Genomic DNA, 23,165 nt, shown 5'->3' on the forward strand with positions numbered 1-23,165 from the left:
TGGCGGCGGCACCGCTCAGGCTTGCGGTGCGATCCGTGGCGTTGCCGGCTGCACGTCGGCGTTCTGGCCGCGATGGCGCAGCAGGTGATCGATCAGCACCAGGGCGACCATTGCTTCGGCGATCGGCGTGGCGCGGATGCCCACGCACGGGTCATGGCGCCCGGTGGTGCGCATGTCCACGGCGTTGCCGTCGCTGTCGATCGACTTGCCGGGCGTGGTGATGCTCGACGTCGGCTTGATCGCCAGCGCACAAACCAGGTCCTGGCCGGTGCTGATGCCGCCCGACACCCCGCCCGAGTGGTTCGACAGAAAGCCTTGCGGGGTCATCTCGTCGCGGTGTTCGGTGCCGCGCATCGCGGCGACCTTCATGCCGTCGCCGATCTCGACGCCCTTGACTGCATTGATGCCCATCAGCGCATGCGCGATATCCGCATCGAGCCGATCAAATACCGGCTCACCCAAGCCGGGTGGCAGGCCGGTGGCGACGACGCGAATCAACGCGCCGACCGAATCGCCGTCGCGACGCAGTTGGTCGATCAGGGCTTCGAGTTCGGGGATGCGCGATGCATCCGGCGAGAAGAACGCGTTGTTGTTGACCTCGGCCCAGTCGACCCGATCGAGCACGATCGGGCCCATCTGCGCCAGATAGCCGCGTACCGTCACGCCGAGCTTTTCGGCTAGGTACTTTTTTGCAACAGCGCCGGCCGCAACGCGCACCGCGGTTTCGCGCGCCGAGCTGCGACCCCCGCCGCGATGGTCGCGGATGCCGTACTTCTGGATGTACGCATAGTCGGCGTGATTGGGCCGAAACACCTGTGCGATCTTGGCGTAGTCGTAGCTGCGCTGGTCGGTGTTTTCGATCAGCAACGCGATCGGTGTGCCGGTGGTCTTGCCTTCGAACACGCCGGACAAGATGCGGACCTTGTCGTCTTCCTTGCGCTGGGTGACGTACTTGGACGTGCCCGGCTTGCGGCGGTCGAGGTCGGGCTGAATGTCGGCTTCGCTCAAGCTCATGCCCGGAGGGCAGCCGTCGATCACGCAGCCGATCGCCACGCCATGGCTTTCACCGAAACTGGTGACGGTAAACAGCTTGCCGAAGGTGTTGCCGGACATCAGCGAGTCTCCAACCAGGCGACCAGATCGGCGCGCGAAATCACGAACACACCGTCGCCACCACGAACGAACTCCGGCCAGGCGACCGGGATCGTCGGATAGCGCGTCTCGAACTCGTCGAGCGAACCGCCGATCTCACAGACCAGCAGGCCATCCTCGTTCAGGTAATCCGGCGCTTCGACCAGAATCCGCTCGACGATATCCATGCCGTCTTCGCCGGCTTCCAGCGCCAGCTTGGGCTCGCGCTTGTATTCGGCCGACAGCGCCTCCCATTCGGCGGTCGGTACATACGGCGGATTGCTAACGATCAGGTCGTAGCGGCGCGCGCCGAGCGCATCGAACAGGTCGGACTGAATCGCCGTCACGCGATTGGCGAGGTCATGGCGCGCGATATTGCGGCGGCTGACTTCGAGCGCCCCGGCGTCGATGTCGACCAGATCGACTTCGGCGTCTTCGAACACATCGGCGCAGGCGATGCCGATGCAGCCGCTGCCGGTGCACAGATCGAGAATCTGCAGCGGCTCGCCTTCGATCCACGGCGCAAAGCGCGCCTCGATCATCTCGGCGATCGGCGAGCGCGGTACCAGCACCCGCTCGTCGACGTAGAAGCTCAGTCCGCAGAACTGGATTTCACCGATCAGGTATGCCGCTGGTTTGCGCGATTCGATCCGTTGCCGCAACAAGGCCAGCACGGCGTCGCGCTCGGTCGGCGTCACATGCGCCTCCAGGTAGACCGTCGGCAACTCCGCATTCAGATGCAGCTGATGGAGCACCAGGTGAAACGCCTCGTCGAGCGCATTGTCGGTGCCGTGGCCGAATACCAGACCGCGGCGACCGAACTCACTGGCACCCCAACGCACGAGGTCGCGTACCGTGGTCAGGGCTTGTGTGTCGCGCGGATCGGTCATTTATGGGCTTCGTTCGTGAAATAATGGCGGCAGAAGACATCAATTATGCGGCCAGGCCCCACTGCCAGCAATTTGTAAGGCTCCGCTTTCCGTCACCGGCCGCCGCTGCCTGCACCCCAATCGAGTCCCTATGAAACCCACCAAAGCCATCATCATCGGTGTCATCGCCGCACTCGCCGCGCTCGCGGGGCTGGTCGTGGCGCAGTTGATGCTCACCGACCGCGGTATCGAGGTCAGCTCCGGCACGCTGCTCAAGCAGCCACGCAGCATCGAAGCGTTCACGCTGCGCGATACCAGCGGCGCGCCTTTCGACAACAGCCGTTTGGCCGGCCAGTGGTCGTTGGTGTTTGCCGGCTTCACGTTCTGCCCCGATGTCTGTCCCAACACGCTGGGTGTGCTCAAAAGCCTGAAAGCCAAGCTCGACGAGGCGCAGGCGCCGCTGCAGGTGGTGTTCGTTTCGGTCGACCCGGAGCGCGACAGCCTGGACCGTCTCGGTACCTACGTTCACTACTTCGACCCTCGCTTCGTCGGCGTCACCGGCGACGTTGCCGAGTTGGAAAAGCTGGCGCGGTCGATGAGCCTGGTGTTCGCCAAGGTGCCGGGCACGACGCCCGACAGCTATACGATGGACCATTCGTCGGCACTGGTGCTGATCAATCCTCAAGGCCAGGTTTTCGGTTACTTCCTACCCCCTCACCGGCTCGATGCACTGGCCGCCGACTTGGTGAGCCTGATCCGGAGCCCCAGCTGATGCGCCGCCTGTCCTACTCGATCGCCGCCGTCGCGGCGCTGCTGTTGGCCCCCGCTGCGATCGCCTGCGAGGGCTTGAGCGTAGAAGCACCTTGGGTTCGCCAGCCGCCGCCGGGCGCTCCGGTCATGGCCGGCTTCGCGCAGCTGCTCAATCAGGGCAAGACCGCCATCACCGTGTCGACTTTCGACAGCGCCGATTTCGGCCGCGTCGAGCTGCACCGCAGCTCGATGGTCGACGGCATGATGCGGATGGAACGCATCGCCGCACTCAGCGTGGCGCCCGGCGAACGGGTAACGCTGGCACCGGGCGGCTATCACCTGATGCTGATGCAGCCTCGCCAGACGATCGGCGAGCGCACGCGCATCCAGCTGCACTGCGCCGACGGCACGCTGTCGGCCGAATTCCCCGTCCGCGCGACTGCACCTTGATCCCATGACCTCGAATACCCGCAGCACCGATGCCAGCCTCGGCGACCGCTTGTTCACGCTGCTGCAGCTGACGCTGCCGACCCGATTCCTCTCCTGGTGCATCTTCAAGATCACGCGGATCGAGCAGACGGGCTTCAAGAACGCGTTCATCCGTGTATTCATGGACCGTTTCGGCATCAGTCTGGACGAAGCCCAGCTGCAGCGGCCCGAAGACTTCCGCAGCTTCAACGACTTTTTCACCCGCGCGCTGAAGCCCGGCGAGCGGCCGCTGGTCGAGGACCCGCGCGTGCTGCTGTCGCCGGTCGATGGCGCGATCAGCCAGCTCGGCCCGATCGACGGCGAGCGCATCTTCCAGGCCAAGGGCCACCACTACACGGCGGCCGAACTGCTCGGCGGCCGCGATCTGGCAGCGCCATTCGACGGTGGCGAGTTCTGCACGATCTACCTGGCTCCGAACAACTATCACCGCTTGCACATGCCGCTGGCGGGCACGCTGCGCGAGTGGGTTTACGTGCCGGGGCGGCTGTTCAGCGTCAACCCGGCAACGGCCCGCGCGCTGCCCGGCGTGTTCGCGCGCAATGAACGCGTCGCCGCGATCTTCGATACCGAGCTGGGGCCATTTGCAATGGTGCTGGTCGGGGCCTTCTTTGTCGGCTCGATCGAGACCGTCTGGGCGGGGCTGATCTCGCCGCCGCATCGGCGCTCGCCGGTGATGCGCTTCAAACCGTCGCAGCCCGTGCATCTGGAACGCGGCGCCGAGATGGGCCGGTTCAACATGGGATCGACCGTGATCCTGCTGGCGCCCAAGGGCAGCCTGCAATGGGACACCGCGCTGCGTCCGGCCCAGCCGGTGCGGATGGGCCAGTCCATCGGCGTCAAGCAGCGCCCATCGACATGAGTCTGCGCATCGATGCGGCCTGCGCCGCCGACGTCCCGCTGATACTCGGCTTCATCCGCGAGTTGGCCGATTACGAGCGCCTGTCGGACCAGGTCAGCGCCACCGAAGCCACGCTGCAGGCCACGCTGTTCGGCGAGCGTCCCGCCGCTGAGGTATTGATCGCACGGGTCGGCGGCCAAGCGATCGGCTTCGCGCTGTACTTCGCCAACTACTCCACGTTTCTGGCCAAGCCCGGCATCTATCTCGAAGACCTTTACGTACAACCTGCACATCGCGGTCATGGAGTGGGACGTGCGCTGTTGCAGCGGGTCGCGGCTTTGGCGGTCGAACGCGGCTGCGGCCGTCTGGAGTGGTCGGTGCTGGACTGGAACGAGCCGGCGATCGGCTTCTATCGCCGTCTCGGTGCCGCGCCGATGGACGACTGGACGATCTTCCGGCTCACCGGCGAGGCCTTGCAGCAGTTCGGAGGCAGCCGGAGCTGAAGGTCGATGCATCGGTCGCCGGCCGCTGACGCGAACTAAAGCGCCGCCGTTTGATCCAAGCCGCACTGCGATCCACCGCGCGTCAACCCGCGTACACTCGATACCGTCTGCCGATCCTGCCGCGCATGCCCTCCATCCGTAATCCTGTCGGACCCATCCGTCGCACCGTATACGGCGCGGGCCTGAGCCTTGCGTTGGCTGTTGGCGTCGTCGGCGTCGTACTGGCCGCCGACCTGAGCGCACCCGTGCCCACGGACGGCATCGGCAGCGGCGCACCCAGCGCACTGAATCTGCCGCAGATGGGCGAACCGGCCGACGCGACGATGTCGCCGGCGCAGGAAGCCGCGATCGGCACCAGCGTGATGGCCGAGCTGTATCAGTACGAATACGTGCTGGAAGACCCTGAGATCACCGAATACCTGTCCAACATGGGCTGGCGCCTGGTTGCCGCCGCTCAGCAGAAGCCACCGGCGCTCGACGTGTTCATGGTCGCCGACCCGCGCATCAACGCATTCGCGCTGCCCGGCGGACACATCGGCTTCAATGCCGGCCTGCTGATCGCGAGCCAGACCGAAAGCGAGCTGGCGGGCGTCATGGGCCATGAATTGACCCACGTGACGCAGCGCCATATCGCGCGGTCGCAGGACGATGCCGGTGGCATCGGCACGATCGCGACCTGGGCTGCCGTGCTGGCCGCGATCATCGCCGGGTCCGGTGACCCGAACGTGATCATCGCCGCGCTCGGCGTCGGCCAGGGCGTGATGTACCAGAAGCAGGTCAACTTCACGCGTGCCAACGAACTGGAAGCCGACCGCATCGGCATCCAGGTGATGGCCGATGCCGGCTACGACCCTGAAGGCATGGCGGGCTTCTTCCAGCGGCTGGAACAGCAATCGCGCTTGTACGGCACCGGCGTGCCGGAGATTCTGCGGACTCACCCGGTCAACACCACCCGTATCGCCGAGGCGCGATCGCGAGCGGCAGCGATCGAGAAAGGCAAGCTGCGCAACGTGCCCGATTCACTCGACTACGGCTTGATGAAGGCGCGCACGCGCGTACTGGTATCGAGCCGTCCCGGCGAAGCGGTCGAAGCCTTCAGCGCCGAACTGAAAAACGGCCGCGATACCGCACCGACGCGCTACGGTCTGGCGCTGGCGCTGAGCAAGGCCGGAGATAACGCACGCGCTGCGGCGGTGCTCAAGCCTGCGTTCGACGCCAACCGCAATGCGCCGGCAATCGCGCTGCTGATGGCGCAGCTCAAGCTCGGGGCTGGCCAGTCCGCCGATGCGATGGCGCTGTTCGAAAAAATCTATCAGTCCTATCCGACCTATGCGCCGGCGATCCTGCGCTACGCGCAAGCGCTGATCGAGACCGGCAAGCCTGATGTCGCACGCCAGGTGCTGCTCGCGTCCCAGCAGATTTTCGGGACGCGGCTGGAAACCTATCGCTTGCTGGCGCAAGCCGCCCGCGACGCCGGCAACAACGGCGAGGCCAGCTACGAGATGGCCAACTACCTGTACTACCGGGGTGACTACGGCGGTGCGCTGGCCCAGCTCGACGCTGGGCTGCGCAGTGATTCGCTCAGTTCTTCGCAGCGTGCCCGCTTGGCGGCGCGACGCGCCGAAGTTCGCGAAGCGCTGCCACGCAACTACAACCCCTACGCTCGCGAGCCGCGCCAGCGCTGAGGCTGGCGCTGTACAGGCGACGCTCAGCCCAGCAGCGCGCGCACCTTGGCTTCTGTTGGGTTTTCGATCACGCCTTTCTCGCAGACGATGGCGTCGATCAAGTCTGCCGGGGTGACATCGAACACCGGATTCCAGGCATCCATGTCCAGCGGCGCGATCGGCGCGCCGCGGAACTCGGTCAGCTCGCGCGGCACCCGCTCTTCGATCGGGATCGACTGGCCGCTGCGGATCTGCAAGTCGAACGTGCCGCTCGGCGCCACGACCATGAACTTGACGCCATGCCGGCGCGCCGACACGGCCAGCGAGTAGGTGCCGATCTTGTTCGCCGTGTCGCCGTTGGCGGCGATGCGGTCGGCGCCGACGATGACCCAGTCGATCTTCTGCGTCGCCATCAGATGCGCGGCCGCACCGTCGGCGATCAGCTTGGCCGGAATGTTTTCGCGCGTCAGCTCCCAGGCGGTCAGACGGGCACCCTGCAACCAGGGACGCGTCTCGGTGTTGTAGACCTGTGCCAGATGGCCGATCGCGTAAGCGCTGCGGATCACGCCCAGCGCGGTGCCGTGGCCGCCAGTGGCCAACGCCCCGGTATTGCAGTGCGTAATCACCGTCGCATCGCGCGGCAGCAGCGCGGCACCGAGCTTGCCCATCGTCAGGTTCTGCGCCAAATCTTCGGCGTGAATCAGCTGCGCTTCGGCCAGCAACCGCGCGGCATCGGCACCGCCACGCCAGACGCCCCGCATCCGCGCCAGCGCCCAGCGCAGGTTGACGGCGGTCGGCCGCGATTCGGCCAACACCAGTTCGGCCGCGTCGTAGTCGCGGTGATGCAGCGCGTCGAGCACCAAGCCGTACGCCGCGGCGATACCGATCGCCGGCGCGCCGCGCACCGCCATGCCGTGGATCGCTTCGGCGACCTGAAACGCATTGCGGCAATCGACCCAGCGTTCTTCGTGCGGCAGCACGCGCTGGTCGAGCAGACGCAGGTGATCACCGGCCCAGACGATGGGCTGTACGCTGGCAGTCATTCGAACGAATCCCTTGGTTTTTGACGCAGGCAGGTAAACTGGCAGCGCAGGCCACCGTCGGCTGCGCTCTTGGCTCCTAGTCTAACGTCCGCCCATGCCCGTTACGTCCTTTCCTCCCGTGGCGATCGATCTGCTGGTCAGCGCCGGCAGCATCGTGCCGATCGAGCCGGCCGGCGTGGTGCTGGAACAGCATGCGCTGGCGATCGACAAAGGCCGCATCCTGGCGGTGCTGCCGACCCGCGAAGCACGGGCGCGCTACCAGCCGCGTGAGTCACTCGACCTGCCCGGTCACGCGCTGATGCCGGGCTTGGTGAACCTGCATGCGCACAGTGCAATGAGCGTGCTGCGTGGCATCGCCGACGATCTGCCGCTGATGGAATGGCTGCAAGGGCATATGTGGCCGGCCGAGGCCGCCCATATGGGCCCGGCGTTCTGCCGCGATGGCGTCAATCTGGCGATGGCCGAGATGATTCGCAGCGGCCAGACCTGCGTCAACGACATGTATTTTTTCCCCGATGCCACGGCGCAAGCCGTGCGGCAGGCCGGCATGCGCGCGGCGGTCGGGCTGATCGTGATCGACTTTCCGAGCGCGTGGGCGCAGCCCGGCGAGTACATCCACAAGGGACTGGCGCTGCATGACGCGCTGCGTGGCGAGCCGCTGATCAAAACGATCTTCGCGCCGCATGCGCCGTATACGGTCAGCGACCCGCTGCTGCGTCAGGTGCGCCAGTACGCCACCGAGCTGGGCATCGGCATCCACATGCACATCCACGAAACCGCCGACGAAGTGGCGCAAGGCATCGCGCGTAACGGCAAGCGGCCGTGGCAGCACCTGCGCGATCTGGAGTTTCTCGGCCCCGATCTGATCGCGGTTCACATGACGCAGCTGACCGACGAGGAAATCGAGGAAGTCGCGCATTACGGCGTGCACGTCGCGCATTGCCCCGAGTCCAACCTCAAGCTGGCCAACGGCTTCTGCCCGGTGCACCGACTGCAGATGGCCGGCGCCAACGTCGGCATCGGCACCGACGGCGCTGCCAGCAACAACGACCTCGATCTGTTCGGCGAGCTGCGCATCGCCAGCCTGATGGCCAAGGGCGTGACGTTGGACGCGCGCGCGGTGCCGGCGGCCAAGGCACTGGAAATGGCCACACTGGCCGGCGCGCGGGCGCTGGGTTGGGACGACCAGATCGGCTCGCTGCTGCCCGGCAAGGCCGCCGACTTCATCGCGGTCGACTTGTCGGCGGTGAACACCCAGCCGGTCTACAACGTCATTTCGCACCTCGCCTATGCGGTCAACAGCCGACAGGTCGATTACGTCTGGGTCGCAGGACGGCCGCTGCTGGCCGAAGGCCGGCTGCTGACGCTGGTCGAAGACGAGTTGCGCGCCAAGGCCGCCGAATGGCGCCACAAGATCACAGGAAAGCACTGAGCCATGAGCAACGTCGACGCTGCCGAAATCCGCCACTTCTCGTCGCTGGCCTCGCGCTGGTGGGACCCGCGCGGTGAGATGGCCGCGCTGCACCACATCAACCCGGCGCGCGTGCGCTACATCGAAAACGCGGTCGGCGGCTTGCGCGGCAAGCGCGTCGTCGATGTCGGCTGTGGCGGCGGCATCCTGACCGAAGCACTGGCTGTGCGCGGGGCCACGGCCGTCGGTATCGATCTGGCCGAAGCCTCGCTCGAAGTCGCGCGGCTGCATGGGCTCGAATCGGGCATCAAATGCGAATACCGCTGCATCGCCAGCGAAGCCCTGGCCGACGAAGCACCGGCCAGCTTCGACGTGGTGTGCTGCCTGGAAATGCTGGAACACGTGCCGGATCCGGCCTCGGTGATCGCCGCGTGCGCCAAGCTGGTCAAGCCGGGCGGCGATGTCGTGTTCAGCACGATCAACCGTAACCCCAAGTCGTATGCGCTGATGATCGTCGGCGCCGAATTGATCGCCGGCCTGGTGCCGCGCGGCACGCACGAATACGCCAAGTTCATCCGGCCGTCGGAGCTGGAAGCCTGGGCACGTGCAGCGGGCCTTACGGCCGTCGAACTGCGCGGCATGCGCTACAACCCGCTGCTGAAATCGGCGTCGATCGGCAACGACATGGACGTGAACTACCTGATGCACTGCCGCCGCGACGCCGCATGAGCGCGTTTCACGACGTCGACTGCGTGCTGTTCGATCTCGACGGCACGCTGGTCGATACCGCGCCTGACCTGGGCGATGCCGCCAACCAGGTGCGGATCGAACTCGGGCTGCCGCCGCTGCCGGATGCCGGCTATCGTCCGGTGGCCTCGGCCGGTGCGCGCGGCTTGCTGAAAGTCGCGCTGGACATGGCGCCCGATCACCCCGAATACCCGGTGCGGCGCGACGCGCTGCTGGCGCATTACCGCGCCAACCTGACGCGGCGCTCGCGGCTGTTCCCGGGCATGAATGCGTTTCTGGTGTCGCTGGAGTTGGCCGGAAAACCCTGGGGCGTGGTCACCAACAAGCCGGCGTTTCTGACCGACCCGCTGATGGCCCAGCTCAAGCTCGACACGCGGGCCGCGTGCTGTGTCAGCGGCGATCAGGTTCCGCATCCCAAGCCGGCGCCGGACTCGCTGCTGCTGGCCCTGCGCCAGGTCGGGGTCAGCGCGGCGCGCACCGTCTATGTCGGTGACGACCGCCGCGATATCGATGCCGCGCGCGCTGCCGGCATCCGCAGCATCGCCGCGGCTTGGGGCTACCTGGGACCGGAAGCCCCGCACACCTGGGGCGCCTACGCGCTGGTCGCAGCGCCGTCGGATCTCGCTGCGCTGCTGAGCTGACCGCGTTTCAACTGCCCCACTTCGGCTGACCCTGATTCCGCAACATCCTCATCAAACGACGACTACGACCCGCCCGTGACCGATTCCGCTCTCCTGAAGCCTCCCGCCGACTATCAGCCGCCCGAAGGCGCATTCAAGGACCGTGTGATTCTGATCACCGGCGCCAGCGGCGGCCTCGGCTCGGCCGCATCGATCGCGCTGGCGCGACTCGGGGCCACCGTCGTGCTGGTCGGCCGCAGCGTACCCAAGCTCGAAAAGCTGTACGACCAGATCGAAGCAGCGGGCGGCGCGCAGCCGGCGATCGTACCGCTGAACCTGATGACCGCGACCTGGGCCGCTTACGACGAGTTGGCCGCGACGATCGAGCGCGAATTCGGTCGGCTCGACGGCCTGCTGCATGCCGCCGCGCACTTCAAGAACTTCACCCGGCTCGAAGACCAGGAGCCGCGCGACTGGATGGACAGCCTGCAGATCAATCTGACCGCGCCGTACACGCTGACGCGGCTATGTCTGCCGTTGCTGCGTCAGTCGCAGGATGCGTCCGTGGTCTGGGTCAGCGACGATGGCGGCCGTGCGCCCAAGCCGTTCCAGGCCGCCTACGGCGTCACCAAGAGCGCAGCGGAAACGATGTTCCGCAGCTGGGGCATGGAGCTGGAAGCCGAGTCGCGCGAAGGCAGCGGCTTGCGCTTGAACACCTGGCACCCCGGCCCGATGAGCACGATGATCCGCGGCAAGGGCTTTGCCAGCGAATCGCTGACGCCCGTTTCCCCGCCTGAACGCGTGGTCCCTGCACTGCTGTGGCTGCTCGGCCCTGCCAGCCGCGGCATCACCGGCCGCGCGCTGTAAGCATCGCGCCAACGGTGGCGGCTGGCAGATTCGACAGCCGCTGAACGCGATTCCGGCTTGGCGTGATATCTGCTGCGGGCTTACAGCATCTGGCGCACGCCGCCGATGACGGATCTGACCTGTGGCATTCGCCGCCTCTGCGCCAAGCGGGTTTGCAGCACCGGGCACTGCACCGCGCCGCCCTTCGATCGCCGGCCTGACACTGGTCGTGCTGCTGCACGTCGCGGTGGTGCTGCTGCTGTTGCAGCACAGCGAGCGAGCCCCGGTCGCGCGTGATCGCGAGCCGGTCAGCGAGCGGCTGATGACGGTGTTTACGATCGCCGCGCCCACGGCAGCCGACATCCGTCCGGCAACGCCTCCGGCAATGCCGGCACGCCCCGATCGCCCGAAGCCGATCGTTCGCCGCTCCAAACCCACGCCGAGTCCACCAAAGCCGACAGCACTGACCGCGCCCGCGCCAGTGGCGCTTGCCGCGCCCGCTACCGCGGAGCCGCCGCCGGCTGATGTAGCGGCATCCGATACGCCGGCACCACCGGCATCAACGAGCGCAGCCGCCGCACCGGCGAGCCGCGAACCGGCGCCCGGCGAGATCGGCGCGCAGCGAACCACGCTCAGCGATGGCGAGACCGACCGCCTCGCCCGCCAGTACGCGGGCGTGATCAGCCGCACGATCAGTTCCAGTCAGAAATGGCCGCTGATGTCGCGGCAGCACGGCGAAACCGGCACCGCTTGGGTGCGGCTCAAACTGGCACGCGACGGACGCGTGATCGACGCGACGCTGATCCGGCCGACCGGCTATCCGCGGCTCGACGAGGAAGCGCGCGCCGTGATTTTTCGTATCGGCCGCTTCATGCCGGTGCCGTCAAGGCTGCGTCCGGATCAGGAGTATCTGTTGCTCGACCAGCCGATGCGCTTCGGCCCGGCCTGAGCGCGGCGCGCAGCCGGCGTCGCCTCAACGCGCCGGCAAGGCCTGCGCGGTTTACGGCATCGACATCAACGCCGCTTGCGCACGCCTTACTTGCGCCGCGGCGGCCCCTTGCGCGCGGCGGGCTTCGACGGCTTGGCCGGACCGTCGCTGCGACGCGGTCCACGGCCGGCATCCGGTTTGGCCGAGCGCGGTGCCGATGCAGGGGCAGACCGCGTCGAAGGCCGCGCGTCCGCAGCGCGTGACGCGCCGTCGCGACGCGGCTTGCCGCCCGGCGCCGCAGCGCGCGGCGATCCCGACGCCGGGCGGGCATCGGTACGCGAACCCGCTCGCGGCGATGCGCGCTGGCCGTCGCCGCGGTCCGCACCCCGAGCGCCTGCGGGCTTGGCGCCGCGCGCATCCGCACGCGGACCCGACTTGCGCGGTGCCGAAGCCTCGCTGCGGTAGCCGGCACCCGCGCCGGCATCCGGCCGGCGCGCGCTGCGCGACTCGGGACGCGCATCATCACGCGCGGCACGGCGCGGCTCGCTGCGCGCATCCGCACGCGGACCCGACTTGCGCGGTGCCGAAGCGTCGCTGCGGTAGCCGGCACCCGCGCCGGCATCCGGCCGGCGACTGCTGCGCGACTCGGGACGCGCATCGTCACGCGCTGCACGGCGCGGCTCGGCGCGCGATGCAGCGCGCGGGCCCGCCGCTGCTTCGCGGCGACGCTCAATGGGGGAATCGCTGGAACGGCCCGGCCTTGACGAGGGCTTGCGGGCGGCGCCGGCGCCATCGTCGCCACGATCAAAGAATTCGCGCTTGCGCTCGGCTTCGGCCGCAGCGCGCGGCGAGCGACGCCGCAGCGGCGGCTGCGGACGCGCGTCGGCTTCGGGCATCGGCTTGCGGCGCGGCGCCGCCGCCTTCTTGCTGGTCGCGCGCACGGCCTTGGCTTCGTCGGCCATGTCGACGGCTTCGAGCAGCGCTTGCAGTTCTTCGGCCGTGGCCTCGCGGCAGCTGCCGCTCTTGATGCCGCGACCCAGTGTGATCGGGCCATAAGCGACACGCATCAGGCGGCTGACTTGCAGATTCTGCGATTCAAACAGCCGCCGCACGACGCGATTGCGGCCCTGCTTGACGGTGACCGTCCACCAGCGATTGGCCGAATCGTCGTCGTCGGTTTCGTTGGCGCCAGCGACGATGGTTTCAAACTTCGCAAAGCCGTCTTCGAGCGTCACGCCGGTGCGCAAGCGCTGCAGCACGGCGTCGTCGATCGTGCCCAGCACGCGGACCGCGTATTCGCGCCGCATCTCGAAGCTCGGGTGCATCAGCCGCCGCGCCAACTCGCCGTCGTTGGTCAACAGCAACAGGCCGGAGGTATTGATGTCGAGACGGCCGATCGCAATCCAGCGGCCCGAGCTGAGCTCCGGCAGCTTGCGGAACACGGTCTTGCGGCCTTCGGGATCGTCGCGCGTGACCAACTCGCCGACCCGCTTGCGGTACAGCAGCACCCGCGCCGGCTCGGCCTTGCGGCTCAGCGACACCAACCGTGAATCGACACGAACATGATCGTTGTGGTCGATCCGCTGGCCGGCTTCGGCCGGACGCCCGTTCACGGTCACCCGGCCTTCGGCGATCATCGTCTCGACGGCGCGGCGCGATGCAATACCGGCCGTAGCGAGCAGTTTCTGAATACGTTCCGACATGCTTAACCCCGGGATTCTTCGTCCGGCGGTGCGGCTGCACCGTCGCTTGCTGCATCGTGTGCCGCGTCGTCGCCGGCAGGTTCGGCACCGGTATCGCCTGCATCGGCGTGCGCACCGGCGTTGCCGTCGGCGGCGAGATCGTCGGCCGGCCGGGCGCGAGGCGCGTCGATACCGTCAGCGAGCGTGTCGCCTTCCACGGCGTCGTCGTCGGACGCAGGCTCACCGATATCCGGCAACTCGCCGGCCAGCTGCGCCAGCGCGGCGTCGAGCTGGTTCAGGTCTTTGATCTCGGGCAGCGACGGCAGCTGGTCGAGCGACTTCAGATTGAAGTCGTCGAGAAACTGCGGCGTCGTGCCGAACAGCGCCGGGCGGCCCGGCACTTCCTTGACGCCGAGTTCGCGCACCCAGCCGCGCTCCAGCAGCGTGCGCAAAATGTTGCTGGACACTTGTACGCCGCGGACTTCTTCGATTTCGCCGCGCGTGATCGGCTGGCGATAGCAGATCAAGGCCAGCGTTTCGAGCAGCGCGCGCGAGAACCGCTGCGGCTTTTCCTGCCACAGCCGCGCGACCCACTCGGCATATTCGCTGCGCACCTGGATCCGAAAGCCGCTGGCGACTTCGACCAGCTCCGACGCGCGGCCGTCGAGCCGCTGGCCGAGGCGGTCGAGCGCATCGCGCAGGTCTTTGCGGGCAACGCCGAGGTCGTCGCCGAGCAGACGGTGAAGCTGGTCGATCGATAGCGGCTGGTCGGACGCGAGCAGCAGCGCTTCAATGATCTTCTCCAGCAGCTCGGCCGATGCGGCGCTGACCGGCTCGATCGCATTGGCGCTGGCAACGGCGGCGACGGCGGTGTCCGAGTCGGAACCAGCGTCCGGCGTCGGCAGGGATTCGGGGGTGTCGTTCGGATCAGTCATCGACCGCTTCCTCGATCGCGGCGTGGGACACCGGGCGCCCGGTGTCGATCATGATGTCGGTGAAAGGGCCGTCCTGGACCAGATCGATTGCGGACAGCTTGACCAGCTCCAGAATCGCCAACAGGCAGACGACGACGCCGGCGCGACCCTCGGCCGGATCGACCAGCTCGATGAAGCGCTTCGGGCCGGTCTGCACCAGCGTCAGCAGACGCGTCATGCGCTCGCGCACCGACAGCGGCTCGCGCGTGACCTGGTGGCGGGTGAACAGCGCCGCGCGCGTCATCACGTCGCGAAACGCCAGCAGCAGTTCGCGCAGATTCGGCTGCACCATCGGCACGACGGTCGGAATCGAGTCGGGCTTGGCCGAAGCCCGGTACAGTTCGCGCCCCATTCGCGGCAGGCCGTCGAGCTGCTCGGCCGCGGTCTTGAAGCGTTCGTATTCCTGCAGACGGCGCACCAGCTCCATCCGCGGATCGCCCTGCTCTTCTTCGGCTTCGATCGGGCGCGGCAGCAGAATCCGCGACTTGATCTCGGCCAGCAGCGCGGCCATCAGCAGGTACTCGGCTGCCAGTTCCAGCCGCAGCTCCTGCATCATCGCGATGTACTGCAGGTACTGCTGGGTGATCTTCAGGACCGGAATATCGAGGATGTTCAGGTTCTGCCGACGGATCAGATACAGCAACAGGTCGAGCGGCCCTTCGAACGCTTCCAGGAACACCTGGAGCGCATCGGGCGGGATGTACAAGTCCTCGGGCAGCTTGTCGAGCGCCTGTCCGTTGACCTTGGGACGCTTGTCCGGTGCCAGGCCGGCCGGCACGAGGCCCGCTTCGGCATCGACCTCGGTGGCGTCGGCAACCGTGTCGCTCATTGCGGGATGAAGCCCAGCACGTCATGGACCTGGCGCAGCGTGGTGTCGGCCTTGACCGAGGCGCGTTCAGCGCCGTCGCGCAGCACGCGGCGCAGCCCGTCGACGTCTTCGCGCAGGGCGCGGTAGCGCTGCTGCACCGGCTCCAGACAGCCGACGACGGCATCGGCCACCGCCTGCTTGAACTTGCCGTAGCCCTGGCCGTTGTAGCGCTCGGCAATCGCTTCGAAGCTCTCGCCGCTGGTGGCAGCCAGGATCGACATCAAATTGCTGACGCCGGGCTTCTCGCCCAGATCAAAGCGCACCTCGTTGCCCAGGTCGGTTACGGCGCGCTTGAGCTTGCGGACGATCACGTCGGGCTCGTCGAGCAGGTACAGCGCGTTGGTCGGAGCGTCGTCCGACTTGCTCATCTTCTTGGTCGGCTCCTGCAGGCCCATGATGCGCGCGCCCACCGGCGGGATCATCGGCTCGGGCACCGTGAACACGTTGCCGTACAGATTGTTGAAGCGCTGCGCGATATCGCGGGTCAGTTCCAGGTGCTGCTTCTGGTCGTCACCGACCGGCACCGCCTTGGCCTGGTAAAGCAGGATGTCGGCGGCCATCAGCACCGGGTAATCGAACAGGCCCGCGTTGATGTTGTCGACGTGCTTGGCGCTCTTGTCCTTGAACTGGGTCATCCGGTTCAGTTCGCCCATCTGCGTGTAGCAGTTCAGCACCCAGCTCAGCCGCGCGTGAGCCGGCACGTGGCTCTGCACGAACAGCACGTTGTCGGCCGGGTCCAGACCACAGGCGATGTACAGCGCCAGGAACTCATAGCAACGCTCGCGCAGCTGCACCGGGTCCTGCCGCACGGTGATCGCATGCAGGTCGACCAGCATGTAGTAGCAGTCGTACTGAGCCGATAGCGGCACCCAGTTCTTGATCGCGCCCAGATAGTTGCCCAGCGTGAGGCGGCCGGAGGGCTGGATGCCAGAGAGGACGATGGGACGCGCGGTCGTGGTCATGCGGACGAATTACGAAGGGAGAACGGGCTTACAGCAGCGACGAGAAGTCGATGCCGAAGGCGGCGAACAACAGGCCTTGGGCGATCACCAGCGGCCAGAACAGCAGCTCACGGAATGCTGGCAACAAAAACAGCGCGACAAGGATAAAGAAGCAGTAGGGCTCGATGCGCGCTAGCGACTGCGCCTGCGGGGGCGGCAGCAAGCCGATCAGCACACGACCGGCATCCAGCGGCGGCAGCGGGATCAGGTTCAGCACGAACAGCGACAGGTTGATCGACACGCCGGCGATCGACATGTAGCGCAAGCCCATCCAGACCCCCGGGGCCTCGCCCGCTTCCAGCGCGATCCGCAGCAGCAGCGTCCAGCCGATGGCCATCGCCAGATTGGCGCCCAAGCCGGCCAGTGCGACGAGTGCAATGCCGCGCCGCGGCTGGCGCATGCGCGAGAAATTGACCGGGATCGGCTTGGGCCAGCCCATCAGAAAACCGCCGAGACTGATCAGCAACGCCGGGATCACGACGGTGCCCAGCGGATCGACATGGCGCAGCGGATTGAACGACAGCCGGCCCATCTGCGTGGCCGTGTCGTCGCCCTGCGCCCGCGCCGCATAGGCGTGGGCGACTTCGCGCAGCGTGATCGCGAACAGTACCGGCAGTGCCCAGATCGCCAACTTCTGGAGCAGGCTCAAATCAGAATCCATCGTCTCTCGGTCTCGCGGCGTCGGGCGGCTATTCGCTGAGCATGCCGTGAACCGGCCCCTTGCCCTGGCGCAGGATGCGGACACTGCCCTCGGACAAGTCGATCACCGTCGTCGGGTCCAGGCCACAGTTGCCGGCGGTCAGCACGACATCCACTTCGCGCTCGAGCCGGTCTTCGTACTCGTAGGGGTCGCTGACCGGCAGCGACTCCCCTGGGAACTGCAGTGTGCAGCTGATCAGCGGCTCGCCCAGCGTCGCCAGCAGTGCCTGCGTGACCGCGTTGTCCGGCACGCGGATGCCGATGGTCTTGCGCTTTTCGTGCGCAACGCGGCGCGGCAGTTCCTTGGTCGCCGCCAGCACGAACGTGTACGGGCCCGGCGTGAATTGCCGCAGCAGCCGGAACTGCCAGTTGTCGACCCGCGCATAGGTGGCGATCTCCGACAGGTCGCGGCAGACCAGCGTGAACTGGTGGTCCTTGTCGAACTTGCGGATCTTGCGCAGACGCTCAGCGGCTGCCTTGTCGTCCAAGTGACAGCCCAAGGCGTAGCAAGAGTCGGTCGGGTACGCGATGACCGCGCCCTGACGGAGATGGACGGCCGCTTGAGCGAGGAGCCTCGCTTGCGGGTTTTGCGGATGAATGTCGAACCAGTGCGCCATCCTCTATTGTAACCCGCCCGCACCGGAACCAAGGCGCGTCGATGACGATACCAGCGTCCCGGCCGGCACGACCGATATACTGCGCGCCATGAAAGTACTCGTTGATCTCTTGCCCGCGATCGCCTTCGTCGCGGGCTACCTGATGGGCGACATCTACTTGGCGACGGTGCTGCTGGTGGTATCGCTGTTCGCTGTCGTCGCGATCTACCGGCTGTGGCTCAAGCAGTGGCACAAGGCGCATATCGCCACGGCGCTGATCGCGGCCGTGCTCGGCGGCGTCACGCTGTACGTGCACGACCCGGCGTTCATCAAGCTCAAGCCGACGGTCGTCTACGCGCTGTTTTCGCTGGTGCTGCTCGGCAGTCATGTGTTCGGTGACCGCGTGTTGCTGGCGCGGCTGCCGCAGCAGGCGTTCCGCCTGCCGGATCCGGTCTGGCGCAAGGTCAACTTCGCCTGGGCACTGTTCTTCGCCTTCTGCGCGGCGCTGAACTGGTACGTGGCGAATCACTTCGACGAGGCGACCTGGGTCAAGCTCAAAGCGTTCGGTTTCACGGCGCTGATGCTGGTGTTCATGCTGGCGCACGCGCCGTTCCTGATGCGCTATCTGCAACCCGACACCGCCAAGGATTGAGCCGATGCTCTACGCCATTATCGGTCGCGACGTGCCCGACAGCCTGCCGGCGCGGCTCGCCGCGCGCCCCGCTCATCTGGAGCGGCTGCGCCATCTGCAAGATCAGGGCCGCGTGGTCATCGCCGGCCCGTTCCCGGTTGCCGATGCCGCTGACACCAGCGCCGGCGTCAGCGGCAGCTTGCTGGTGATCGAGTTCGCCAGCCTGGCCGAAGCCCGCGCCTGGGCCGATACGGACCCGTACGTGACCGCTGGCGTCTACGCCGAGGTCACCGTGCAGCCGTTCATCAAGGTGCTGCCCGCGTGAACGACCGCGCTCGCGACCGGGTCGAGATGATCCGCCTGGCCTTGCAGCTGCGCTTTGCGCCGGTGTCGTTGACCGTCGACGACGAAAGCCACCTGCACGCCGGCCATGCCGGTGCGGCCAGCGGACGCGGTCACTTCCGCGTGCAGATCGTCGCCGACGCTTTCAAGGGCATGCTGTTGATCCACCGCCATCGCGCGGTCTACGACGCGCTGGGCGGGCTAATGCAGACCGACATCCACGCGGTGTCGATTCAGGCGCGCGCGCCTGGAGAGTGAGCGCGGCGGCGCAGCTAGCCGGGTGACCGGCGCAGCGCCTTCTCCTGCATGATCACGGCCGCGATCTCCTCGATCGACATATTGGCCGAGTTGATGAACGGCACGTTCTGGCGCCGGTACAAGCTCTCGGCTTGGCGCAGCTCATAAGCACATTGCGGCAGCGAGGCGTACTTGGACCCCGGGCGACGCTCGGTGCGCACCTGGTGCAGGCGCTCGGCTTCCGAGGTCAGACCAAAGCATTTGCCGGCCAGTCCGGCCAGCGAGCCGGGCAGCTTCTGCGCTTCGAGGTCTTCCTCGGTCAGCGGGAAGTTGGTCGCGAAGATGCCGTGCTGCAGCGCCAGATACAGCGTGGTCGGCGTCTTGCCGCAGCGCGACGGCGCAATCAGGATCACGTCGGCCTTGGCCAGGTCACGCGTGCTCTGGCCGTCGTCATGCTCCATCGCGTAGTTCATCGCCTCGATGCGCGCGTTGTAGCGGCGCACGTCGGCCAAGCCGTGGGCGCGCCCGGCCTGATGGACCGATTTCAGGCCGAGTTCAGCCTCGATCGCGGGAAGATAGGTGTCGAAAAGATCGAGGAACTGGGCCTTGCACTGACGCAGGATGCCGCGGATCTCATCGCTGACCGTGGTCGAGAACACGATGGGCCGGCTACCCTGGGATGCGAGGTGGTTGATATAGTCCACCGTGTTGCGGGCCTTGTCCGGCGTATTGATGAACGGCAGGGTCGTCTTCTTGAAGTCGATATCTTCGAACTGCGTGAGGATCGTCCCACCCAGAGTTTCGGCGGTGATGCCGGTTCCGTCAGACAGAAAGAATACGTAACGCTGGTTGGTCATGGTCTGGGTTGGGGCCGGGCTGCGATCGATCAGAAACACTAGATAACAGAATCATTCCTGAGCCACCACCGGCCAATCAAAGCGGAGCATTCATAAGACATGGGAAGCGATCACAACCTCGGCGCCATGAGCAACAACGTGCTGTGGTATTCGCAGCTGGGAATGAAGGATGTCGAGATCGTCGGCGGCAAGAACGCCTCGCTTGGCGAGATGATCGGCAACCTGGCCGCTTCCGGCGTCAAGGTCCCCAACGGCTTCGCCACGACGGCCTCGGCCTACCGCGAGTTCCTCGCGTTCGAAGGCCTGGCCGACCGGATCAATGCAATGCTCGACGCGCTCGACGTCGATGATGTGCAGGCCCTGGCCGTCACCGGCAAATCGATCCGCGAAGCCGTGATGAAGGCGCCGTTCCCGGTCGAGCTTGAAAAAGAGATTCGCGCCGCCTACGACATCCTGCTCGCCGAGAGCACGGCCGAGATTTCGGTCGCGGTGCGCTCCTCGGCCACCGCCGAAGATCTGCCCGACGCCTCGTTCGCCGGCCAGCAGGAAACCTTCCTGAACGTGCAGGGCATCGACAACGTGCTCAAGGCGATCAAGGAAGTGTTCGCGTCGCTGTTCAACGACCGCGCGATCAGCTACCGCGTCCACCAGAAGTTCGCTCACAGCCAGGTCGCGCTGTCGGCCGGCATCCAGCGCATGGTGCGCTCCGACCGCGGCGCCTCCGGCGTAATGTTCACGATGGATACCGAGTCCGGCTTCCGCGACGCGGTGTTCATCACGGCCAGCTACGGCCTGGGCGAGGCCGTGGTTCAGGGCGCGGTCAACCCGGACGAGTTCTACGCCTACAAGCCGGCGCTGCGCAGCGGCAAGCCGTCGATCCTCAAGCGCGGCCTTGGCGAGAAAGCCAAGAAGATGGTCTACACCAAAGACCGGATGCTCGGCCGCACGGTCGAGTTCGTGCCGGTGTCGACCGAAGAACGGCAGGTGTTCTGCATCACCGACGCCGACATCGAAAACCTCGCCCGCCAGGCGCTGATCATCGAAGACCATTACGGCCGCCCGATGGACATCGAATGGGGCAAGGACGGCGTCGACGGCGGCATCTACATCCTGCAGGCGCGCCCGGAGACGGTGCAGTCGCGCAGCAGCGCCAACACGCTGCGTCGCTACAAGCTCAAGGGCAAGGCAGCGGTGCTGGCCTCGGGCCGTGCGATCGGCCAGAAGATCGGCGCCGGCAAGGTGCGGCTGCTGAAGTCGATCGACGAAATGGCGCGCGTCCAGGTCGGCGACGTGCTGGTCACCGACATGACGGACCCCGATTGGGAGCCAGTGATGAAGCGCGCCAGCGCGATCGTCACCAATCGCGGCGGTCGTACCTGCCACGCGGCGATCATCGCCCGCGAACTGGGCATCCCGGCTGTGGTCGGCTGCGGCGATGCGACGCAGGTGCTCAAGGACGGTCAGGCCGTGACCGTGTCTTGCGCCGAAGGCGACACCGGCCAGATCTATGACGGCAACATCGACTTCCAGGTCGACGAGATCGCGCTCGACAAGATGCCCGAAGTGCCGGTCAAGATCATGATGAACGTCGGCACGCCGGAACAGGCGTTCGACTTTGCGGCGCTGCCGCACCGCGGCGTCGGCCTCGCACGGCTCGAATTCATCGTCAACCGCCAGATCGGCATCCATCCGCAAGCGCTGCTGGAACTCGACCAGCAGCCGCAGGACATCCGCCGCACGATCGACTCGATGATCGCCGCCTACGACTCGCCGCGCGACTACTTCGTCAAGCGCCTGGCCGAAGGCGTGGCGACGATCGCCGCCGCGTTTGCGCCGGAGCCGGTGATCGTGCGCATGTCGGACTTCAAGTCCAACGAGTACGCCAATCTGGTCGGCGGCAAGCGCTACGAGCCGCACGAAGAGAACCCGATGATCGGCTTCCGTGGCGCGTCGCGTTACATCTCCGAGAGCTTCCGCCCGTGCTTCGACATGGAGTGCGAAGCGCTGAAGTTCGTCCGCGACCAAATGGGCCTGACCAACGTCAAGATCATGATTCCGTTTGTGCGCACGGTCAGCGAGGCCAAGCGCGTCAACGAGATCCTGGCCGAGAACGGCCTGGCGCGCGGCAGCAACGGCCTGCAAGTGATCATGATGTGCGAGCTGCCCAGCAACGCCGTGCTGGCCGAGCAGTTCCTTGAGCACTTCGACGGCTTCTCGATCGGCTCCAACGACATGACGCAGCTGACGCTGGGCCTGGATCGCGATTCGGGCCTGATTGCGCATCTGTTCGACGAGCGTAACGATGCGGTCAAGGCGATGCTGTCGATGGCGATCACCGCCTGCAAGAAGCTCAACAAGTACGTCGGCATCTGCGGTCAGGGCCCGTCCGACCATCCCGATCTGGCCAAGTGGCTGCTCGATCAGGGCATCGAGTCGATGTCGCTGAATCCGGACACGGTCGTCGAAACCTGGCTGTTCTTGGCTGGGCAGACGCCGGCGGCCTGATCGCCAGATGAAAGCCGGGCGCATTTTGCGTCCGGCTTTCGATCTCACCGCTTCTGACCCACGCCACACCGCGCATGTCGATGCGCGTCATGACAATGCCCTTCTGGAACATCGATGAGCCAGCCCCCACGCGTCATCGTTGAAGTCGACGGCGATGGCATTGCCACCGTCAGCCTGAATCGCGCCGACAAGCACAACGCACTTGATCTGGCGATGATCGAAGCACTGGTGGACGCCGCTGCGACGCTGCGCAAGCGGCGGGATCTGCGCGTGGTCATCGTCCGTGGCCTCGGGCCATCATTTTGCTCCGGGCTTGACGTCGGCGCCGTGCTCAAGCAGCCGCTGAAGATGGTGCGCAGCTTTGCCACCTATGGCGTGCGCCAGCAGAACCTGTTTCAGCGCGTCGGTCTGTGCTGGCGCGACTTGCCGGTACCGGTGATCGCCGCGATCCACGGCAATTGCTTCGGTGGCGGCCTGCAAATCGTACTCGGCGCCGACTTCAGGATCGCCACGCCCGATGCACGACTGTCGGTCATGGAGATCAAATGGGGTCTGGTGCCCGACATGTCGGGCACCGTCACGCTGCGCGACTTGCTACCGCTCGACGTGGCCAAGAAGCTGGCGATGACCGGCCAGATCGTCAGCGGCGAACAGGCTGCGGCACTGAATCTGGTCACCGATGTCGCTGACGACCCTTACGCCGAAGCCGTAGGCCTTGCGCGGACGCTGGTCGCCCAGTCGCCCGATGCGCTGGCCGGCATCAAGCAGCTGTTCGATCGCAATTGGATGAGCAGTCAGCGGCAGGCGCTGACGCTAGAACGCAAGGTGCAGCTGCGCATGCTGGCCAGCGCCAACCACCGCGAAACGATCAAGGCGCATGGCGAGAAACGCCCACCGCGCTTCAAGCCTCGCCGCTTCGGCGGCTAAAGCGCGC

25 protein-coding genes are annotated in these 23,165 nt (G+C 66.4%); 15 read left to right on the forward strand and 10 right to left on the reverse strand.

Annotation, left to right across the window (positions count from 1 at the left end; all coding sequences use genetic code 11):
- Positions 1 to 15: 15 nt before the first annotated feature.
- Both aroC and prmB read right to left on the reverse strand, forming a co-directional pair.
- Positions 16 to 1,113: a chorismate synthase gene (aroC, locus tag BUB09_RS11440; RefSeq protein WP_072897809.1), complete on the reverse strand. Its 1,098-nt coding sequence runs from the start codon at positions 1,111 to 1,113 to the stop codon at positions 16 to 18.
- A complete protein-coding gene (prmB, locus tag BUB09_RS11445) occupies positions 1,113 to 2,021 on the reverse strand; it encodes a 50S ribosomal protein L3 N(5)-glutamine methyltransferase (RefSeq protein WP_072897811.1) in 909 nt (302 codons plus the stop codon). The genes aroC and prmB overlap by 1 nt, the downstream gene beginning before the upstream one ends.
- A gap of 130 nt (positions 2,022 to 2,151) precedes the next feature.
- Here prmB and BUB09_RS11450 point away from each other — a divergent pair, with 130 nt between their 5' ends.
- The 5 genes from BUB09_RS11450 (at position 2,152) to BUB09_RS11470 (ending at position 6,265) form a co-directional block, all read left to right on the forward strand.
- Positions 2,152 to 2,772, forward strand: a complete 621-nt coding sequence (locus BUB09_RS11450) for an SCO family protein (RefSeq protein ID WP_072897813.1) — start codon at positions 2,152 to 2,154, stop codon at positions 2,770 to 2,772.
- Positions 2,772 to 3,200, forward strand: coding sequence for a copper chaperone PCu(A)C (locus BUB09_RS11455; RefSeq protein WP_072897814.1), 429 nt, complete (start codon positions 2,772 to 2,774; stop codon positions 3,198 to 3,200). The genes BUB09_RS11450 and BUB09_RS11455 overlap by 1 nt, the downstream gene beginning before the upstream one ends.
- A gap of 4 nt (positions 3,201 to 3,204) precedes the next feature.
- Entirely contained in the window at positions 3,205 to 4,098 is an 894-nt protein-coding gene (gene asd / locus BUB09_RS11460; RefSeq protein WP_072897816.1) for an archaetidylserine decarboxylase, read from the forward strand.
- Positions 4,095 to 4,580, forward strand: a complete 486-nt coding sequence (locus BUB09_RS11465; RefSeq protein ID WP_072897817.1) for a GNAT family N-acetyltransferase — start codon at positions 4,095 to 4,097, stop codon at positions 4,578 to 4,580. Before asd ends, BUB09_RS11465 begins: the two co-directional genes overlap by 4 nt.
- Positions 4,581 to 4,774: 194 nt before the next feature.
- Positions 4,775 to 6,265, forward strand: coding sequence for a M48 family metalloprotease (locus BUB09_RS11470; protein WP_245793261.1), 1,491 nt, complete (start codon positions 4,775 to 4,777; stop codon positions 6,263 to 6,265).
- A gap of 23 nt (positions 6,266 to 6,288) precedes the next feature.
- Here BUB09_RS11470 and mtnA read toward each other — a convergent pair whose 3' ends face one another.
- Positions 6,289 to 7,287, reverse strand: a complete 999-nt coding sequence (mtnA, locus tag BUB09_RS11475) for an S-methyl-5-thioribose-1-phosphate isomerase (protein WP_072897819.1) — start codon at positions 7,285 to 7,287, stop codon at positions 6,289 to 6,291.
- Positions 7,288 to 7,381: 94 nt separating this feature from the next.
- Here mtnA and BUB09_RS11480 point away from each other — a divergent pair, with 94 nt between their 5' ends.
- From BUB09_RS11480 to BUB09_RS11500, 5 genes are all read left to right on the forward strand, one after another.
- Positions 7,382 to 8,719 carry a TRZ/ATZ family hydrolase gene (locus tag BUB09_RS11480; protein WP_072897821.1) on the forward strand — a complete coding sequence of 446 codons (1,338 nt, stop codon included), beginning with the start codon at positions 7,382 to 7,384 and terminating at the stop codon, positions 8,717 to 8,719.
- Positions 8,720 to 8,722: 3 nt separating this feature from the next.
- Positions 8,723 to 9,427, forward strand: coding sequence for a bifunctional 2-polyprenyl-6-hydroxyphenol methylase/3-demethylubiquinol 3-O-methyltransferase UbiG (gene ubiG / locus BUB09_RS11485; RefSeq protein ID WP_072897823.1), 705 nt, complete (start codon positions 8,723 to 8,725; stop codon positions 9,425 to 9,427).
- Positions 9,424 to 10,086, forward strand: coding sequence for an HAD family hydrolase (locus tag BUB09_RS11490; RefSeq protein WP_072897825.1), 663 nt, complete (start codon positions 9,424 to 9,426; stop codon positions 10,084 to 10,086). Before ubiG ends, BUB09_RS11490 begins: the two co-directional genes overlap by 4 nt.
- Positions 10,087 to 10,161: 75 nt before the next feature.
- Positions 10,162 to 10,932 (forward strand): SDR family NAD(P)-dependent oxidoreductase, encoded by a 771-nt coding sequence (locus BUB09_RS11495; protein ID WP_084083376.1) that lies wholly within the window; start codon positions 10,162 to 10,164, stop codon positions 10,930 to 10,932.
- Positions 10,933 to 11,053: 121 nt separating this feature from the next.
- Positions 11,054 to 11,860 (forward strand): energy transducer TonB, encoded by an 807-nt coding sequence (locus tag BUB09_RS11500; protein WP_139250261.1) that lies wholly within the window; start codon positions 11,054 to 11,056, stop codon positions 11,858 to 11,860.
- 86 nt (positions 11,861 to 11,946) lie between these two features.
- Here BUB09_RS11500 and BUB09_RS11505 read toward each other — a convergent pair whose 3' ends face one another.
- From BUB09_RS11505 to BUB09_RS11530, 6 genes are read right to left on the reverse strand one after another with little or no spacing between them, the layout of a single operon-like run.
- Positions 11,947 to 13,542, reverse strand: a complete 1,596-nt coding sequence (locus BUB09_RS11505; RefSeq protein WP_072897828.1) for a pseudouridine synthase — start codon at positions 13,540 to 13,542, stop codon at positions 11,947 to 11,949.
- Between the two features lie 2 nt (positions 13,543 to 13,544).
- Positions 13,545 to 14,456, reverse strand: coding sequence for an SMC-Scp complex subunit ScpB (gene scpB, locus BUB09_RS11510; RefSeq protein ID WP_072897830.1), 912 nt, complete (start codon positions 14,454 to 14,456; stop codon positions 13,545 to 13,547).
- Entirely contained in the window at positions 14,449 to 15,324 is an 876-nt protein-coding gene (locus BUB09_RS11515) for a segregation and condensation protein A (protein WP_072897831.1), read from the reverse strand. Before BUB09_RS11515 ends, scpB begins: the two co-directional genes overlap by 8 nt.
- Complete coding sequence (gene trpS, locus BUB09_RS11520) at positions 15,321 to 16,325, reverse strand: tryptophan--tRNA ligase (RefSeq protein ID WP_072897833.1); 1,005 nt, start codon at positions 16,323 to 16,325, stop codon at positions 15,321 to 15,323. The genes BUB09_RS11515 and trpS overlap by 4 nt, the downstream gene beginning before the upstream one ends.
- 28 nt (positions 16,326 to 16,353) lie before the next feature.
- Positions 16,354 to 17,025 carry a site-2 protease family protein gene (locus tag BUB09_RS11525; protein WP_072897835.1) on the reverse strand — a complete coding sequence of 224 codons (672 nt, stop codon included), beginning with the start codon at positions 17,023 to 17,025 and terminating at the stop codon, positions 16,354 to 16,356.
- Positions 17,026 to 17,053: 28 nt separating this feature from the next.
- Positions 17,054 to 17,680 (reverse strand): L-threonylcarbamoyladenylate synthase, encoded by a 627-nt coding sequence (locus BUB09_RS11530; RefSeq protein ID WP_072897845.1) that lies wholly within the window; start codon positions 17,678 to 17,680, stop codon positions 17,054 to 17,056.
- Positions 17,681 to 17,768: 88 nt separating this feature from the next.
- Between BUB09_RS11530 and ispZ the strand changes: the two genes are divergently transcribed.
- From ispZ to BUB09_RS11545, 3 genes are read left to right on the forward strand one after another with little or no spacing between them, the layout of a single operon-like run.
- Positions 17,769 to 18,311 (forward strand): septation protein IspZ, encoded by a 543-nt coding sequence (gene ispZ / locus BUB09_RS11535; protein ID WP_072897847.1) that lies wholly within the window; start codon positions 17,769 to 17,771, stop codon positions 18,309 to 18,311.
- Between the two features lie 4 nt (positions 18,312 to 18,315).
- Positions 18,316 to 18,615, forward strand: coding sequence for a YciI family protein (locus BUB09_RS11540; protein ID WP_072897849.1), 300 nt, complete (start codon positions 18,316 to 18,318; stop codon positions 18,613 to 18,615).
- Positions 18,616 to 18,641: 26 nt separating this feature from the next.
- Positions 18,642 to 18,890: a BolA family protein gene (locus tag BUB09_RS11545; RefSeq protein WP_072898028.1), complete on the forward strand. Its 249-nt coding sequence runs from the start codon at positions 18,642 to 18,644 to the stop codon at positions 18,888 to 18,890.
- 14 nt (positions 18,891 to 18,904) lie between these two features.
- Here BUB09_RS11545 and ppsR read toward each other — a convergent pair whose 3' ends face one another.
- Positions 18,905 to 19,726 carry a posphoenolpyruvate synthetase regulatory kinase/phosphorylase PpsR gene (gene ppsR, locus BUB09_RS11550; RefSeq protein WP_072897850.1) on the reverse strand — a complete coding sequence of 274 codons (822 nt, stop codon included), beginning with the start codon at positions 19,724 to 19,726 and terminating at the stop codon, positions 18,905 to 18,907.
- 126 nt (positions 19,727 to 19,852) lie between these two features.
- Between ppsR and ppsA the strand changes: the two genes are divergently transcribed.
- On the forward strand, positions 19,853 to 22,231 hold the full coding sequence (gene ppsA, locus BUB09_RS11555) for a phosphoenolpyruvate synthase (RefSeq protein ID WP_072898029.1): 2,379 nt from the start codon (positions 19,853 to 19,855) through the stop codon (positions 22,229 to 22,231).
- Between the two features lie 114 nt (positions 22,232 to 22,345).
- On the forward strand, positions 22,346 to 23,158 hold the full coding sequence (locus tag BUB09_RS11560; protein WP_072897852.1) for a crotonase/enoyl-CoA hydratase family protein: 813 nt from the start codon (positions 22,346 to 22,348) through the stop codon (positions 23,156 to 23,158).
- The last annotated feature ends 7 nt before the right edge of the window (positions 23,159 to 23,165 follow it).

This window comes from Hydrocarboniphaga daqingensis, assembly GCF_900129825.1.
GTDB lineage: Bacteria > Pseudomonadota > Gammaproteobacteria > Nevskiales > Nevskiaceae > Hydrocarboniphaga > Hydrocarboniphaga daqingensis.